This is a genomic window from Massilia frigida, assembly GCF_011682175.1.
GTDB classification, from domain to species: domain Bacteria; phylum Pseudomonadota; class Gammaproteobacteria; order Burkholderiales; family Burkholderiaceae_D; genus Telluria_A; species Telluria_A frigida.
This window is the reverse complement of the sequence record NZ_WHJG01000039.1, coordinates 12,615-26,779: the sequence shown is the minus strand read 5'-3', so window position 1 is coordinate 26,779 and position 14,165 is coordinate 12,615. Positions and strand designations below refer to the sequence as shown.

The 14,165-nt window shown below is 66.6% G+C and carries 13 protein-coding genes; 11 read left to right on the top strand and 2 right to left on the bottom strand.

Features of this window, described 5'->3' with window-relative positions; genetic code table 11:
- Positions 1 to 131: 131 nt before the first annotated feature.
- The 4 genes from F2P44_RS27240 to F2P44_RS27225 are packed head-to-tail and all read left to right on the top strand — an operon-like array spanning position 132 to position 5,461.
- On the top strand, positions 132 to 1,136 hold the full coding sequence (locus tag F2P44_RS27240) for a serine/threonine-protein kinase (RefSeq protein ID WP_167091521.1): 1,005 nt from the start codon (positions 132 to 134) through the stop codon (positions 1,134 to 1,136).
- Positions 1,133 to 3,529, top strand: coding sequence for an FtsW/RodA/SpoVE family cell cycle protein (locus F2P44_RS27235; protein WP_229423784.1), 2,397 nt, complete (start codon positions 1,133 to 1,135; stop codon positions 3,527 to 3,529). The genes F2P44_RS27240 and F2P44_RS27235 overlap by 4 nt, the downstream gene beginning before the upstream one ends.
- Positions 3,490 to 5,007, top strand: a complete 1,518-nt coding sequence (locus F2P44_RS27230; RefSeq protein WP_167091518.1) for a hypothetical protein — start codon at positions 3,490 to 3,492, stop codon at positions 5,005 to 5,007. The genes F2P44_RS27235 and F2P44_RS27230 overlap by 40 nt, the downstream gene beginning before the upstream one ends.
- Before the next feature lie 10 nt (positions 5,008 to 5,017).
- The gene (locus F2P44_RS27225) at positions 5,018 to 5,461 is read left to right on the top strand and encodes an SH3 domain-containing protein (protein ID WP_167091515.1); all 444 of its coding nucleotides are present in this window, start codon (positions 5,018 to 5,020) and stop codon (positions 5,459 to 5,461) included.
- A gap of 6 nt (positions 5,462 to 5,467) precedes the next feature.
- On the opposite strand, the gene F2P44_RS27220 is transcribed toward F2P44_RS27225, so the two are convergent.
- Positions 5,468 to 5,923, bottom strand: a complete 456-nt coding sequence (locus F2P44_RS27220; RefSeq protein WP_167091512.1) for a GNAT family N-acetyltransferase — start codon at positions 5,921 to 5,923, stop codon at positions 5,468 to 5,470.
- 115 nt (positions 5,924 to 6,038) lie between these two features.
- Between F2P44_RS27220 and F2P44_RS27215 the strand changes: the two genes are divergently transcribed.
- From F2P44_RS27215 to F2P44_RS27205, 3 genes are all read left to right on the top strand, one after another.
- The gene (locus F2P44_RS27215; protein ID WP_167091509.1) at positions 6,039 to 7,292 is read left to right on the top strand and encodes an MFS transporter; all 1,254 of its coding nucleotides are present in this window, start codon (positions 6,039 to 6,041) and stop codon (positions 7,290 to 7,292) included.
- Between the two features lie 66 nt (positions 7,293 to 7,358).
- A complete protein-coding gene (locus F2P44_RS27210) occupies positions 7,359 to 8,342 on the top strand; it encodes a PP2C family protein-serine/threonine phosphatase (RefSeq protein WP_167091506.1) in 984 nt (327 codons plus the stop codon).
- A 117-nt stretch (positions 8,343 to 8,459) separates the two neighbouring features.
- Positions 8,460 to 9,977, top strand: coding sequence for an FHA domain-containing protein (locus F2P44_RS27205; RefSeq protein WP_229423783.1), 1,518 nt, complete (start codon positions 8,460 to 8,462; stop codon positions 9,975 to 9,977).
- Between the two features lie 2 nt (positions 9,978 to 9,979).
- On the opposite strand, the gene F2P44_RS27200 is transcribed toward F2P44_RS27205, so the two are convergent.
- The gene (locus tag F2P44_RS27200; RefSeq protein WP_167091503.1) at positions 9,980 to 11,326 is read right to left on the bottom strand and encodes an MBL fold metallo-hydrolase; all 1,347 of its coding nucleotides are present in this window, start codon (positions 11,324 to 11,326) and stop codon (positions 9,980 to 9,982) included.
- A 118-nt stretch (positions 11,327 to 11,444) separates the two neighbouring features.
- Here F2P44_RS27200 and F2P44_RS27195 point away from each other — a divergent pair, with 118 nt between their 5' ends.
- From F2P44_RS27195 to F2P44_RS27180, 4 genes are all read left to right on the top strand, one after another.
- Positions 11,445 to 12,155 carry a hypothetical protein gene (locus tag F2P44_RS27195; protein WP_167091500.1) on the top strand — a complete coding sequence of 237 codons (711 nt, stop codon included), beginning with the start codon at positions 11,445 to 11,447 and terminating at the stop codon, positions 12,153 to 12,155.
- 52 nt (positions 12,156 to 12,207) lie between these two features.
- Positions 12,208 to 12,747 (top strand): hypothetical protein, encoded by a 540-nt coding sequence (locus F2P44_RS27190; RefSeq protein WP_167091497.1) that lies wholly within the window; start codon positions 12,208 to 12,210, stop codon positions 12,745 to 12,747.
- 64 nt (positions 12,748 to 12,811) lie between these two features.
- Positions 12,812 to 13,798: a thioredoxin domain-containing protein gene (locus tag F2P44_RS27185; protein ID WP_167091494.1), complete on the top strand. Its 987-nt coding sequence runs from the start codon at positions 12,812 to 12,814 to the stop codon at positions 13,796 to 13,798.
- Between the two features lie 53 nt (positions 13,799 to 13,851).
- Positions 13,852 to 14,151 carry a hypothetical protein gene (locus F2P44_RS27180; RefSeq protein WP_167091491.1) on the top strand — a complete coding sequence of 100 codons (300 nt, stop codon included), beginning with the start codon at positions 13,852 to 13,854 and terminating at the stop codon, positions 14,149 to 14,151.
- Positions 14,152 to 14,165: the final 14 nt, after the last annotated feature.

Here is a 14,165-nt window from a genome sequence, read left to right as displayed (position 1 = left end):
CAGACAAAGCCCTGGCCCCCAGTTTTACCCGGGCACGCGTGTCTCGTGCCTTTTTTTCGTCCTGCCTCCCCCTTTCCCGTCCCCCCGGCTATGGCTTGCTGACGGCAGGTGCCGGCAACCGAGGGGGAAGCATGGAAACAGCGGACGCAATCATCGCGCTTGGTGCGGGGCAGTACCGCCTGTGCGGCCAGCTGGGCGGCTCCGCCTACGGCGTAGTCTGGCGCGCGCTGGGGCCGCGCGGCGAGGTGGCCCTCAAGCTGGTCAACCGCGACCAGATGGCGCGCGCCCATCCCCTGCAGCAGGAGCGCTGGATCACCAGCGCGCGCAACGAAATCGCCTTCCTGCGCTCGCTCGCCCCGTGGGACGAGCGCCACGTCGTGCGCCTGCTCGACAGCGGCGAACACGATGGCTTGCCCGTCATGGCACTCGAACTGCTCGACACCGACCTTGGCCGCCATATCGCCATTGAACGCGATGCCGGCCGCCCGCTCGCCGCCGGCCAGTTGCTCGACTGGCTAGCGCAAATCAACCAGGCGCTGGCCAAGGTTCACCAGTACGGCTGGTCGTATCTCGATTTGAAGCCGGCCAATGTACTGCTTTCACGCCGTCACGGCAGCGTCAAGCTTGCCGATTTCGGCACCAGCCGCCTGCTGGCCGACGGCCGGGCCAGCGCCTATGCCGGCACGGCCAGCTGGCAGGCGCCGGAACAGTTCTTCCCGGACTCCGCCGGCGGCTACCATACCGACACGCGCACCGATTACTTCGCCCTCGGCGCCCTGTTTTACTACCTGGTCACGGGCGGCCTGCCGCTGCGCTTTTGCAGCGATTGCGGCCAGGCTTACCGCGAACACCGCACCGAGGGCGCCGCCATGCTGCTGGCGCGCCACGGAAACCGCCCTCCTCCCACCCTGCACGACGATGAAGCCGCCCATTTCGCGCGCGCCTTCGGACGCCGGGCTGACGCCTGCACGTGGAGCCCGGCGACCGAAACCAGCACCGGCGGCGCGGACGAGGCACTGCTCCTGCTGCGCGCCCTGCTCGGCGCCGAGCGCGCGCGGCGCCCGCGCCACGCCATGCAAATCAGCCGCATGATCGGCGCCATCCGCGCCGCCCTGCCCGCGAGCATCCAGCCATGATGCGCTTTCGGCTTGCGGATCGTTCGCCCGGCTTCATCCTGACCGCCGCCCTGCTCGCGGTCCTGTGCCTGCTGCAACTGGTGTGCCTGTGGCGCGCGCCGCCGGCATGGTCGCCCGAGCGCATCTCGGTGGCGCTGCGGCCGGGCGAATCGCTCACCGTCGGCAACGCCGAACTGGCCGCGCCCCAGGCCGACAGCGCCCATCTGGCACTGCGCCGCGCCCCTGACGGCAGCTGGTGGGCCAGCAATGTCAGCGCCGGCAAGCAGGTGCTGCTCCAGCGCGATGGCCTCGAGCGCCGCATGGGATCGAGCGCCCTGCGCGCCGGCCAGTCGCTGCGCATCGGCGCCGCGCGCTTCGATGTCGCCGCTGCCAGTGCGAGGCAAGTCGCGTTCGGCGGCCCCGGCGCCGCATGGCGCTACGACGGCGCCACCCTGTACCGCAACGACAGCGCCCAGCCAGCGTGCCCGGACGCCGGCCTCGCCGCGCGCGCCGTCGCGCTGTGGAACCGCGCCATGCCGCACGCGCTGACGGTGGCGCGCCCGCTCACTTTCGGCGGCAATCTGTATTGCGGCAACCGGCTCGGGATCGCCTATGTGGACGGCGCCAGCGCCACCATCGCGCGCGCCCGCGACGGCCTGCTGCTTTCCGGCGCGGCCGAACGCGCACCGCTCATGATCTCGTCCGCCGCCGGTTCGGTCGACCTGGCGCGCAGCGCCGAAGCACTGGCCGGCGTGCAGACGCTGGTGGCCGGGCGCACCCGGTTCGGCGTGCACATCGACGACGGCGTGCTGTACCTGCTGCCGCAACGCCACGTGGCGCTGTACGCGCAAGCGCAAGCGCTGCTGCCGGCCCAGGTGGCGTGGCAGTGGAAAAAGCGCGGCCTGTGGACGCTGCCCAGCGGGCGGCCATGGTCGCTTGCGCTGGGCCTGTGCATCTTGCTGGCCGCCGCGGCGGCCGTGCACTGGCAGCGCGGCGCCTGGCCATTTACACGCAATACGGCGCACGCGCTGCGCGCGGCGGCCGGCGCCAGCGTGCTGCTGGCCATTGCCGGCGTGGCCGCGCTGCTGTTCCAGCGTTCGGGCAGCGCACCGGGCGTGGGCTGGTCGATGCTGCTGGCGTGGAGCGCGCTGTGGGGCTGCCTGCTGGTGCCGGCGCGCCTGACCTTGGCCACGGCGGCGGGCCTGCTGCTGCTGGCGGTGGGCTTGCTGGCGCAGCTGGAACTGGGCTTCGGCGGCGCCGAATCGGCCGCGCTGCGCCACTTCCAGAAATCGGTGGCGCTGCTGGCGATCGGCCTTGGCATCGGCGCGCACCTGCGCCTGCGGGTGCGTTCCGGCGCCCCGGCGATGCCGCAGGCCAGCCTCGAATGGGTGCTCGCCCTGTTTGCGCTGGCGGCACTGGCGGCATTGCTGATGCAGGTCGTCTTCGGCGACGAAACCGGCGTGTTCGACTTGCAGCCGGTCGAATTTGCCAAGCTGGCATTGACCGCGCTCACCGCCCACTGCCTCGCCATCGGCCTTGGCTGGCATGCGGACATGCCGCAACAATCGAGTCCCGCGCGGCGCTGGCTGCGGCTGGCGGCCCCGGTCCTGCTGTTCGCCGCGCTGCTCGGGCTGGCGCTGGTCCAGGTCGACGATTATTCGCCCTTGATCCTGCTGCTGGTGTGGTGCATGGCGATGGCGCTGGCCTGGGCGCTGGCCACCCGCACCCACGCCGCGACCGCCGTCTTGTTAGGCCTGGCGTGCCTGGCCGCCGGCGGCATCGCCTGGCTGCGCAGCGCCGGCGTGGCGGAAGTGGCGCAATGGGGCTTTTACGCCGACCGCTTTCTGGTATGGCTCGACCCGGCCCAGCATCCGCATACCGGCCAGCAGTTGCTGCTGGCGGCGCGCGCCATCGCCGAAGGCGCCTGGTGGGGCGCCGACAATGTGCTGGGATTGGGGGCCATGGGCCAGCTTGGGGGCAGCGCGCTGCATATTCCGGCGGTGCAGGATGATTTTGCGCCCTCCTTCTTCCTGAACCGCCACGGCCTGCTGGGCGCACTGGCGCTGTGGGCCTTGCAGGCGCTGTTCCTGGTCGGCCTGCTGCAGACGGCGGCGCGCGCCTTCGGCGCCAGCGAGCGCACGCGCGACTTCCGCCAGGCCTGGCTGTGGCGCTTCCGCTGCTTCGCCCTGTGCGGCGGGGCCGCATTCGTGCTGGGCCACTTCCTGCTGTCGTGGGGGACCAACCTGGCGATCTTCCCGATCATGGGCCAGCCCATGAGTTTTCTGTCGGCCGGCGGCAGCCATCTGCTGTTTTTCATCTGCCCCCTGCTAGCGTTCAGTGCAATCAGTGCGCAATCATTCGAGGAGAATCAAGCATGCCGGTCTACGTCCAACATGAAGTCCTGGGCAAGGTGAACGATGTGTTCAACGCCGAAACCCTGTGGCAGGCGCCCGGCCTGGCGCTGTTCTCGCGCCGCCCGCTGCTGCGCGACCTGCTCGAACGCTCCCCGCGCGAACACCGCGGGCGCGCGCCCACGCGCTGTTTTTCCCATATCACCCTGATGCTGGCGCAGGATGAGGTCGACGACGACCGCCACCTCACACGCGGCGCGCGCGTGCGCGACCTGGCGCAGTCGCTCACGGCCCTGCACCAGAAAGACTTCGGCGACCTGCTCGGCAGCGACGATGTGCGCTACGACGTGATCGGCACCGATGCGCTGGAACCGGGCCAGGTCGAGGTCAAGTTCGGCCACGCGGTGTACCTGCCGGCCGCCGGCGAGCAGCCCTTGTATACAGTGGAAAGCTCGCGCGACAGCGCCATCTGGCAGGCGGTGTGCCCGATCTACCCGCAGCAGCGCCTGGCCCTGATCGGCCACGATGCCGACCTGGCCAGCCACGCGGTGCCGGCCTGGCCGTTCGCCACGGAAGGTGCCATTTTGCTCATTAACGATGGTCCCGACGCCCCCATCGAGGTGCAGGTGCGGCCCAAGGGCGCATTCGACTGCGCGCTCGATCCACTGAGCGGCCATTACATCGTGAGCGCCAAAGGCGACGCCGGCACGCGCCTGCTGATGCGCGTGCGGCGCGCCGGTGCGGCCCCCATCCCCGCGCCCTGCGCCAAGCCGGCGGCGGTCTGGAAGGCACGCGCGCCGCTCGCTCCCGACAGCGGCGACACCGCCGTGCCGTTCAGCCACCGTCCCGCCGCCGCGCCAGTCGGGAGCGACGCCACCTACGCCCCGCTCGCGCAGCAGCGCGTCAGCCTGGCCGGCCTCGCGCTGCCTTGCCTGAGCCGCTACCACGAGACCGGCGCCGTGTCGATGGAGATCGGCCTTGCACCCTCGCTGCTGCTGGCCGCCGATGGCGAGGAGGTGGCACTCGGCTTCGCCGTCGACGCGGCCGACCAGCTGTTCGCGGTGACCGGCGCCGGACGCCAGCCGATCAAGGCGCCCGCCATCTTCACGCCGGTCGACGCGCGCGCGGTGGAACTGCTGGCGGTCGCTCCCGCCATGGCGGAGCGCTACCGCGCCCTGCTACGCCTGCCGCATCCGGTTTCGGCTCCCGTGGCCAGCGGCGCGCGCTTTGCGTTCGGGCGCAATGCGCCGATGCTGGCGGCGCTGCGCGTGCTCGATTCGGCGCGCTTCCTGCGCCTGGCCGGCGGGATGGACAGCGCCAGCGCCGACCGCATCGGCCTGTCGCGCAGCGCGTTCAGCTTCGAGGCGGGGCCAGGCGGCTACCGGATCGGGCGCCTGAGCGCAACCCAGGCGCTGTACCACCTCGACGACAAGCTGGCGTTCGTGGCCAGCATCGGCGAGGCGAGCGCCGAAAAGCCTTACATGCTGCCATCCGGTCATCACCTGGTGGCGGGCCATTACGTGCTGCGTTTCGACGCCTAAGGAGAGCACCATGCCAAGCGCACCTTACCTGGCCATGGGCGCCTATGCGGCGGGCCTGGTCGCCACCCTGGTGCTGGCGGCGTGGCTGACGCCGGCGCGCTGGTGGCGCCGGCCGAACCTGCGCGCGGCAAGCATCCTGGTGGCCGGCACCTGGGCGCTGGGCGCCCTGCTGCTATCGCTGCTGCCGCCGCAGCCACCAATGCAGCCGGCGCTGGCAGCAGCGCCGCCTTCGTACGCGGGCGTCAGCTACACCGTGTTCGACGATTTGAACCTGCGCGCCAACAAAGGCATCGGCGCGCGGCGCATCGCCGTGGCGCCGGCGGGAACCGTGGTGACCACGACCGGCCTGCGCGACGGCGACTGGTGGCAGGTCAGCGCGCGCATCGAGGGCAAGGACGTGCGCGGCTGGTCGAGCAGCCTGTGGCTGCGGCGCGCCGAGGAAGCGCGCCGCTGAAGGTGCTCAGGCGGACAGCTTCATCGGGTTGAAATACAGGCCGTTGACGCTCTGCATGGGCGCGGTGCGCTCGAACCCCATGGAATGGTAGACCGGCAGCGCGTAATTGGAGGAATTGACGGTAAAGCTGCCGTCGCCGCCGCCCGCAAGCGCCGCGCCCCGGGCCACGTTCCACATGGCGCGCGCGACGCCGCGTCCGTGGAACTTCTTGGCCACGAACATGTGATACAGATGCTTGCACTCGCGTACGGCGATGAAGCCGGCCGGTTCGCCGTCGATCTCGGCCACATGGTACACATAGCCCTTGGCCAGAAAGCCCTGGAAACCCTGCTCGTCATTCTCGCGCAGGAAAGTGGCGACCACTTCCGGCGGCGATTCGTGCACGATGAACTCGGTGGCCAGCGCGCGAAACATCGCGACGACGGCCGGGATGTCGCTGCGCTCGATAGGACGGATATGCATTGTCGGTTTGGTCAGGTTGGCAGAGCACCATTGTGCACGTTTGGCCGCGATTGTGCAGGCCATTTTCGCCCGGATGTTGACGCCCGGCACGAGCGCACCGTAGACTGGAACGATCATGTCTAAACCTAGCCTGTCCGTTCCGCTTCCGGCGCCCTCGCTGTGCGCCAAGGTGCCCTTGTCCAAGCCGCTGCGCCACGCGCGCTTCCGCCATCTGTGGAGCGCCAACCTGATATCGAACCTCGGTACCTGGACCCAGACCTTCGCCTCGGCCTGGCTGATTGCCTGTGTGGCAAGCTCGGCGTCGACGACGAGCCTGGTGCAGACCGCCAGCTACATTCCCATCTTTCTGTTTGCGCTGTTCGCCGGCGTGATTGCCGATGCGGTGGACCGCCCCAAGTTTTTGTTCTTCTGTAATCTGTTCATGGCCCTGTGCGCCTGCGCCATGGCGGCGCTGGCCATCAGCGGCCGGGTCTCGGCCGCGCCGGTGCTGGCGTTGACGTTCTGCATGGGCTCGGGCGCGGCTTTCATGTGGCCGGCCTGGCAAGCGTCGATGTCGGGCCTGGTCGAACCGGACGAGGTCGAAGCGGCCGCCACCCTCAACAATCTCAGCTACAACGTGGCGGCCATCCTCGGACCGGCGCTGGGCGGGCTGCTGTTCAACTGGGTCGGCGCCGGCGCGCTGTTCCTGGTCAATGCGCTGTCGTTTATCGGATTGCTGGCGGTGTACTGGTCGTGGTGGCGCGACGGCGTGCCCGAGCCGCGCGCCAAGGTCGATTTTGCAAGCAGCCTCAAACTCGGCCTGAGCACCGCCCTTGGCTGCGGGCGCTACCGGCGCATCCTGCTCAATGTCTGCACGGTGTTTTTCGCGACGATTGCGTTCGCCGCCCTGCTGCCGGTGTTCGTGCGCCAGGTGCTGCACATGGATTCGGGCGTGTTCGGCACCCTGATGGGCAGCCTGGGCGCGGGGGCCGTGTGCGGCGCCTTCCTGCTGCCGTCGCTGCGCACGCGGGTCGGCAAGACGCGCTTGCTGAGCGGCTCGCTGCTGGTCTACGGCGCCATGCTGTGCCTGCTGCCATTCATCCGCTCGCTGGCCTTGCTGGTGCCGCTCATTGTCGCGGCCGGCATGGCATGGTCGGCGACGGTCTCGACCCTGAACGCGGCGGCGCAGCTGGCTTTTCCGGCCAGCATACGCGCGCGCACCCTGTCGATCTACCTGTTCGTGATGGCGGGCGGCTACACCGCCGGCAGCATGGTCTGGGGCGCGCTTGCGGACCGGGTCGGCGTGCAGGCCGCGCTGGCCATTGCCGGCGCTTGCGTAATCGTCAACGCCATCGCGCTCGCGACAGGAAAGCGGGAAACCGCCATCTGATCGTCGTTTTGGTGCGGCAAGTTTACCGATAAGCTGTCAGGATTGCCAAACACTGCGCCCAGCCCGATGACAACAGCCGCCCCCAGCCTGGATTTTGGCCCCTATCTCGACGTGTCGGTGCACTCCAGTGCCGGCGCCAACGCGCCGCCGCACCTGGAGAACCAGGATAATTACCTGGTGATCGACAGCACCGGCAGCGCCGTGTTCCTGCGCGAGCAAGCCGGGCAGCGCCAGCAGGTGGCCCACTGGCCCGCCGGCCACATGCGCGTGGCAGTGCTCGACGGCATGGGCGGCCATGGGCGCGGACGCGAGGCGGCCGAGGCGGTCGTGGCCGGCTTGCTGGAGATTCCCGCGTGCCGTACGCTGGGCGAGCTGTCGGCCCGGCTCGACTTGCTGCACGGGCAATTGCAGCACCATTTCGGCTGCGATCCGACCACCGGCAAGCGGCCCGGCACCACCCTCACCATGCTGGAACTACGCCCCGGCAAGCCGGCGCTGCTGTACCACGTGGGCGATTCGCGCCTGTATGAAATGATCGATGCGCAGGTCACGCCGATGACGGTCGACCATGTTCCCGCGACCGCGTTTGCGATGGCCGGCTTGCTGGGCGAGCACGAATGGTGGCAGCAGGTTCATGGCGAACACCGCTCCCAGATTTCGCAAGCTTTCATTTTAGGCAATGCATTCGCCAATCCGGCCGAGCTGGCCGATGACTTGTATGAACTGTCGCCGCGCAACCTGCCCTCGTATCTGTACCACTTGCCGGACCGGCGCGCACTGGAACTCGATCCGCGCGCGGTGTACTTGCTGGCCAGCGACGGTTTCTGGGCGTGCGCCGACCCGCGCGCGTGGCTGGCCCGCTGGCCGCGGCTGTTCAACGGGCACCACAGCGCACATGGCATGAGCGCGGCCCTGTTTGCGGAAATGAGCAGCAATCCACCACCCGAGTTGCACATCGATAACCTGACGGCCATCGTGCTGCGGCCCTTGTACAACGACGAGACGGCGGCGCCGATATCGACCCAACAACTTTACCGAGGCGAGCCTTGATGCCCGGACAACACTCTGTTTCAAAACACAAATATTGTTGTATGGCATGGGCGTTTGGCGTGCCACGCATCGTTAAAAGCGCGTAAGCTTTAACACTCATGAACGGCGAGTATTGCTATGAAAAAATGCAACAATCCCCTGCATCCGCATTGCACCTTCTGGGTCATGCCAGGGGAAAACGCCTGTTCGAACGGCCATGCCCAGTCGGCCATACCGGCCCCGGCGGGGCCCGCGAATTCCAGCTATGAACTGATCAGCGCCCTGCGCAGCTCGCGTCCGACGGCCAAGCCCGGGGCGGCGCCGTTCACCTACCCTGAGGAAGCGACCGTGACGCAGCTGCGTCCGCACCTGCACATCTCCGGTTTCGATCCGCGCGCGGCGGGCGGACGCCAGTCCATCAAGGTCGAGCTGCGCGGCATGCCGCCCGATAGCGCGCCGCTGGTGACCATGCAATTGCAGTCGGCGCTGATCCCGCAGGGCAACGCGCGCCACTCCTTCGTGCGCACCTTGCGCGGCGACTGGCGGCCCCTGTTCATCGAATTTTCGTCGCGCGACAAGGAACACGGGCAGTACCGCATCGAGGTCGAGCTGTTCAACCTGCAGGACAACCGCATCCGCCATAAGTGGGTGTGCACGCTGGTCATCCTCGTACCGCGCCCCGATGCAACCCTCACCGAAATCCACCAAACCTTCCTGTCGACCCACAAAAACGTACGCGTGATGGCCGATGACGCCTCCATCGCCCGGGTCAACGCCCAGGCTGGCGGCGGACGCCTCGATATCGACGTGCACGCACGCAACGCCTCAATCGCCAACCTGAATCTCGACGCCAAGCCCGGCAAGGTCGACCTGGGCTTTTCGACCATCGCCTGGGACGAAGACCTGATCGAAATCGACGTGCCCGAGGATTCCGATCCGCATCCGCACCCGACCGCCTGCGCCTGCCTGGTCAACGCCGCGCCCGAAGCCGGATCGCAGCGCCAGGTGCGCCTGTTCGCCATGGCGGAGTGCGTGCTGGGCCGGTTTGAACTGTACGACCCCGAGGCGGACGTGCTGCTGACCCACTTTGGCGACGATGGCCAGGACCGTGACGGCCTCACGCGCCGTCTGTCGGGGCGCCACGCGGTGATTCGCCGGGGCTTGAACGGCTTTGAAATCGAAGATGTGTCGCGCTACGGCATCTTGCTCGACGGCGTGTGGCCGGGCAAGAACAAGCCGGTACCGCTGCGGCTGGGCATGCGCATCGAGCTGTCGGCCAGCATCAAGGGGATCGTGGAGCTGAATGTGACGGCGATCATGCCGCACGGTGTGATCGTGCACCGCATCGACCAGGGTGCGCATGCGGAGTGCTTCTATTTCCTGGAGCCGGGGCGGCATCCAGGTTTTCCGCTGGCGCCGTTCGGTGCGGCGCCGCGGGCGTCGGTGATGCCGGTTATATATCACCAGAATGGCGGTTTCTGGCACCTGGACCCGGCGACCGGCAAGGAAACCGCGCTCAGTCCCGGCGCCGCGCTGGACCGGCTGGCCCAGTTTCCCCGCCATACGCGCTTTGCCAGCGAGCCGTATCCGGAATGCTGGATCGTGCGCTCGGCGTTGAAATCGACGCACGGCGCGGCGGAAATGCAGACCGCTTGACGCTAGCCGCGCTCCTGGATGCGGCGTAGCTGCGCCGCCTGATAGGCGCCAAATACATCGTTGAACAGGCAGCGGATCAAGGGATCGTCCACCAGTTCGGCGTCGAGCAGGTCGGCTTCGGTCTGCGCGTCGAATACCGCGTCATTCATCCGCAAATACATCGACGTCAGGGCCTCGCCCAGTTCCAGCGCCGCATACAGCCGCGCGAGCGGCACCTCGGTCGTCCACGACAGGGCATCCGGCACGCCGGCCAGCGGCGCGATATGGTCGCCTTCGATCCGGTAATGAAAATGCCTGCCCTGCCCTTCATGGTCGAATACCGATAAACGCCACACGCGCGGCGTTGCGAAAAAACTCTCTTCCGGCAGTTCCATGTCGCGGTATTTGTCCAGCAGGCCCGCTTCGCAGTAGCGCATCACGCGCTCGTGCTGCGCCGCCGTCAAGGGCGGAAAATGGCGCGCGATATCGGCCGTGCGCGGCGCCTGCGCGTGCCCCTGATACTGGTAATCGACATCCTGCTCGCCCACCGGGACCACCCAGCTCAAGGGCGGCGCGGCGCTGAGCGCATGCTGGCCCAGCACGAACGACACCGATGGATTCATCCTGACGATGCGCGCGTCCGGCAGGGCCGCGCCCATCTCTTCGCCGAACTGGCGGTACGTGACCGGGAAAAACGCGTGGTTATACCAGGACCATGGCTCCTGCACGAACTGGCAGGAACTGGGCACCACATAGCGCGGCTTGAGTGCGGCCAGCTGTTCGAACCACTCTTGCGGCAGGTGCACCGGCGCGGCCACGGCGCGCGATGGCGACAGGACTTCGATTTCGCGCATGGTCTGGAATGGCCACAGCACCATGTCCCACGGCGCAAAATGCGCCAATGCCGGCAGGGTCGCCGGATCGATCCACGAATCGACGACGTTGAGCACATTCAGGCCCGCAGCCTGGATATGGAACATCGAGTCGACGTCCGCATCCATGGCTTCGCGCGGGGTCACTGAGAAAGCGCCGATCGGCACCGGCACGTCGATGCGCAGCGGGTGAACATGGGTAAAGCCCAGCGCGCGCACCATGGCGAACAATTCGTCGAACATGCAGTAGATATAGATGGGCGTGGCGCGGTCCAGCAAATCCAGGCTGTCGAACGAGCAGTGGTCGTCATGGAAATGCGAAATGAAGACGGCGTCGAAGCGCAGGTCGCGGACCTGCGCATGCTCGAAACGGACGTCGGGAAAGGCGTGGCAGTTGCGGCTGAAGGGATTTTCGAAGACCGGATCGCAAGCGATCAGCGTGCCCGCGCATTCGAATACATAGCCGGCGTGGAGAATCCTGGAGATTGTGAGCGTCATGCCGGCCATTATCTCACGCGGCCGGCCCGCTCAAAACGCTTGTCCTGCCCCGCGATCGCCTATGATGGCGGTATTGGCCGCGCATCGCGGCCGCCGAACTCCTGTAAGTGGACAAACAATGACGATCATCGAACTGCCGTTTCGGGCGACAACAGAACAAGCCTGCGGGTGGATGGAACAGCAAACCGGTTCGCCCTGGACCCTGGCGCGCCTGATAGAACATGCGCTCACGCCTTATGTGTGGCTCGATTACGACGCCACGTATCCCGACCTGTTTGGCGACGCCAATGGCGGTTATGCGGCGCCGATCTTCTTTGAAGGCGATACCGCGCGCCTGGTGGCCGGCAGCGACGATGTGCTGATCACGATTACCAAGGACGCGTACAAGATCGTGGTGCAGCTGCCGGCGCCGGGTTTCCGGCGCGAGCTGCACGAACTGCGCTTTCTCAAGAAGGAGCTGGAAAAGCTGGCCGCCAAACTGAAACGCGATGCGGAACCGAAGCCGTTGGTGCTTGAAACGGCCCAGGAAGCGCGTGTTGGCATCAGCAAGGATGAAGCGATCGCCGCGTTTGCGGGCATGCTGCGGATCGATATCGGCAAGGCGCTCGATGAGGCCGGCGGCATCTTCGGCGATGAAGGCGCGCGCATCAAAGGCAGCGCCAGGAAATCGAAAAAGCACGCGATGTGGAATCCGGTGACCCTGGCGCTGGGAATGAACGATCTGTACCGGGTGCCGGTATCGCAGCTGAAACGGGCATTCCAGGGCCACGATTTCCTGCATCCGTGGCTGGGGCAATGGAATGCATCGCTTGCGCTGCTTGGCAAGTGAGCGATAGGTTAAACTACGGCTCTATCACCTACGACCATTAAGCACTGAATCTATGACCACGAAAAAACAGCCTTCGGTAAAACGCGTACCCGAGGAAGCAGTCGGCCGGCCTGAAAATCCGTTCATCAGTACCGAATTTTTCACCCGGATGCGCGATTACACCGAACGCGATGCGGCCTTTTCCAAGGAAATCAAGGCGATCGGGGAACGCGGCGCGGGCAAGCTGTCGACCGATGCGCGCACGGCGCCGTCGCTCGAACCGCTGCGCGGCGTGATCAAGAAAGGCTTGCCGCTCAAGGATATGTTCGGCCGCATCGTGCAGGGCGTGGAATCGGGCCTGTGGGAGCCGTGGCTGACCAGCTTCGGTTTTGAATTGCGCGGCGTGAATTACGCCAAAACGGGGGCGCGCAATGCCCGCCTGGCGCTCGATATCAGTCTCGCATCGAAGGCCACCACGGTGTTTGCCAACGCCGGCATTCCCAACTGGCGCAGCCTGGTCGCGGAAGACTGCGCCCAGGTCCAGATTGAAAAGCCGACCGAGAAAACGCCGGCCAAGGCCTACGCCATTTTCTGGCTCGACGCCGCCGAGTGAAGCAACGGATCGTCCGGTCCGGGCGATTCCCGCCGCCGCACCGGGCCTGCCGGCAGCGCCCTGCTTGAGCACGGCGTTATTTCGGCACGCCACCTCGCATGTCTATTTTTATGAAGGCTTCCCATTGAAAATCAACGCACATCGTGCGGGCTTCCCCGTCATTGCCACATTGCTGGGCCTGGCCTGTGTCATGGGAACGGGCAGCGCACTTGCCGACAGCAGCAGCGCCAAGGCAAATTTGCAGGCGAATATCCGCCGCGCCGGGGTGACCTTGCCGGACCTGGACGCGCCGGGCGTGGTCACCGTGCCGGCCATGGTGAAGGGCATGTATGGGATCTACACCGCCGACGGGAGAATCGTCAGCCTCACGAATGAGGCGGGAACCATCACCGGCAAAGGAACCGGCCTCAGTACCGTCGGGCTGCAACCCGGAAAACCGCGCCCGATGACCCCTGAGCAGCTGGCCGAGTTGCGTAACGAGATCATGGCCAATCTCGCGTACGACAAGCTGATCAAGGTCTCGTATGGAAATGGCGGAGGCCGCAAGATCCTGATGTTTACGGCTGTCGATTGCCCAGCCTGCAATCAGCTGGAAAAGGATCTGCGCAAGGCGGCACCGCTCATGAACACGACCTTCTACCTGGCGACTGGCTCATTGCGGGACAGTTCGGCGGGCGGCTTGCCTTTCCTGGACAAGGTTGCCCGGATACGATGCGACGACAATCCCGGCCAGGCATGGCAGACCTACTGGGCGAACCGGTCCGTCCCGCCAGCGCGCGCATGCGCGATCACCGCAGCGAGTGCTGAATATGACTTTTACTTGCTGTTCCGCATTATGCAAGCTGTGAAAGCCATCAAACCGGCTATTCCCATGCTGGTATCCGAGGATGGGACGGGGCTTCCCCTGTTTGCGGGGCTGACACCGGCCAAAGCGGCTGCGGCGTTCGGTCCGGAGCGCAAGACATCCGCACTTCAACCGACGACGCAATGGCTGGCCGCAGCCCAGGCTAGCAAGCCGGCCCAGCCAGCGCCGGGCGGCAAAGCCAGGTAAGCGGGGCAAGCCGTTCGCTACCTGCGGCCGCCCGCCCCTGGCGCGGTTGCGCAATGATTTTCCCGTATCGCTATTTTGTACGTTCAATTAAAAGAGGCAATCAAGTGAAATCACATATGCATCGCGCGGCAATTGCCTCGTTCAAGGTGCCCGGTGGCACCACCCGCCCATCCATTGCCGCTTTGCTGGGACTGGCTGCGGTAATGGCATCGACCAGCGCATTCGCCGATGGCAACAGCGCCAAAGCCAACCTCCAGGCAAACCTCCGCCGGGCGGGGATGACAGCGCCGGACCTCAATGCCCCGGGTATCACCGTATTACCGGCGCTGGTGAAGGGCATGTACGGCATCTAGGCTGCCGACGGGAC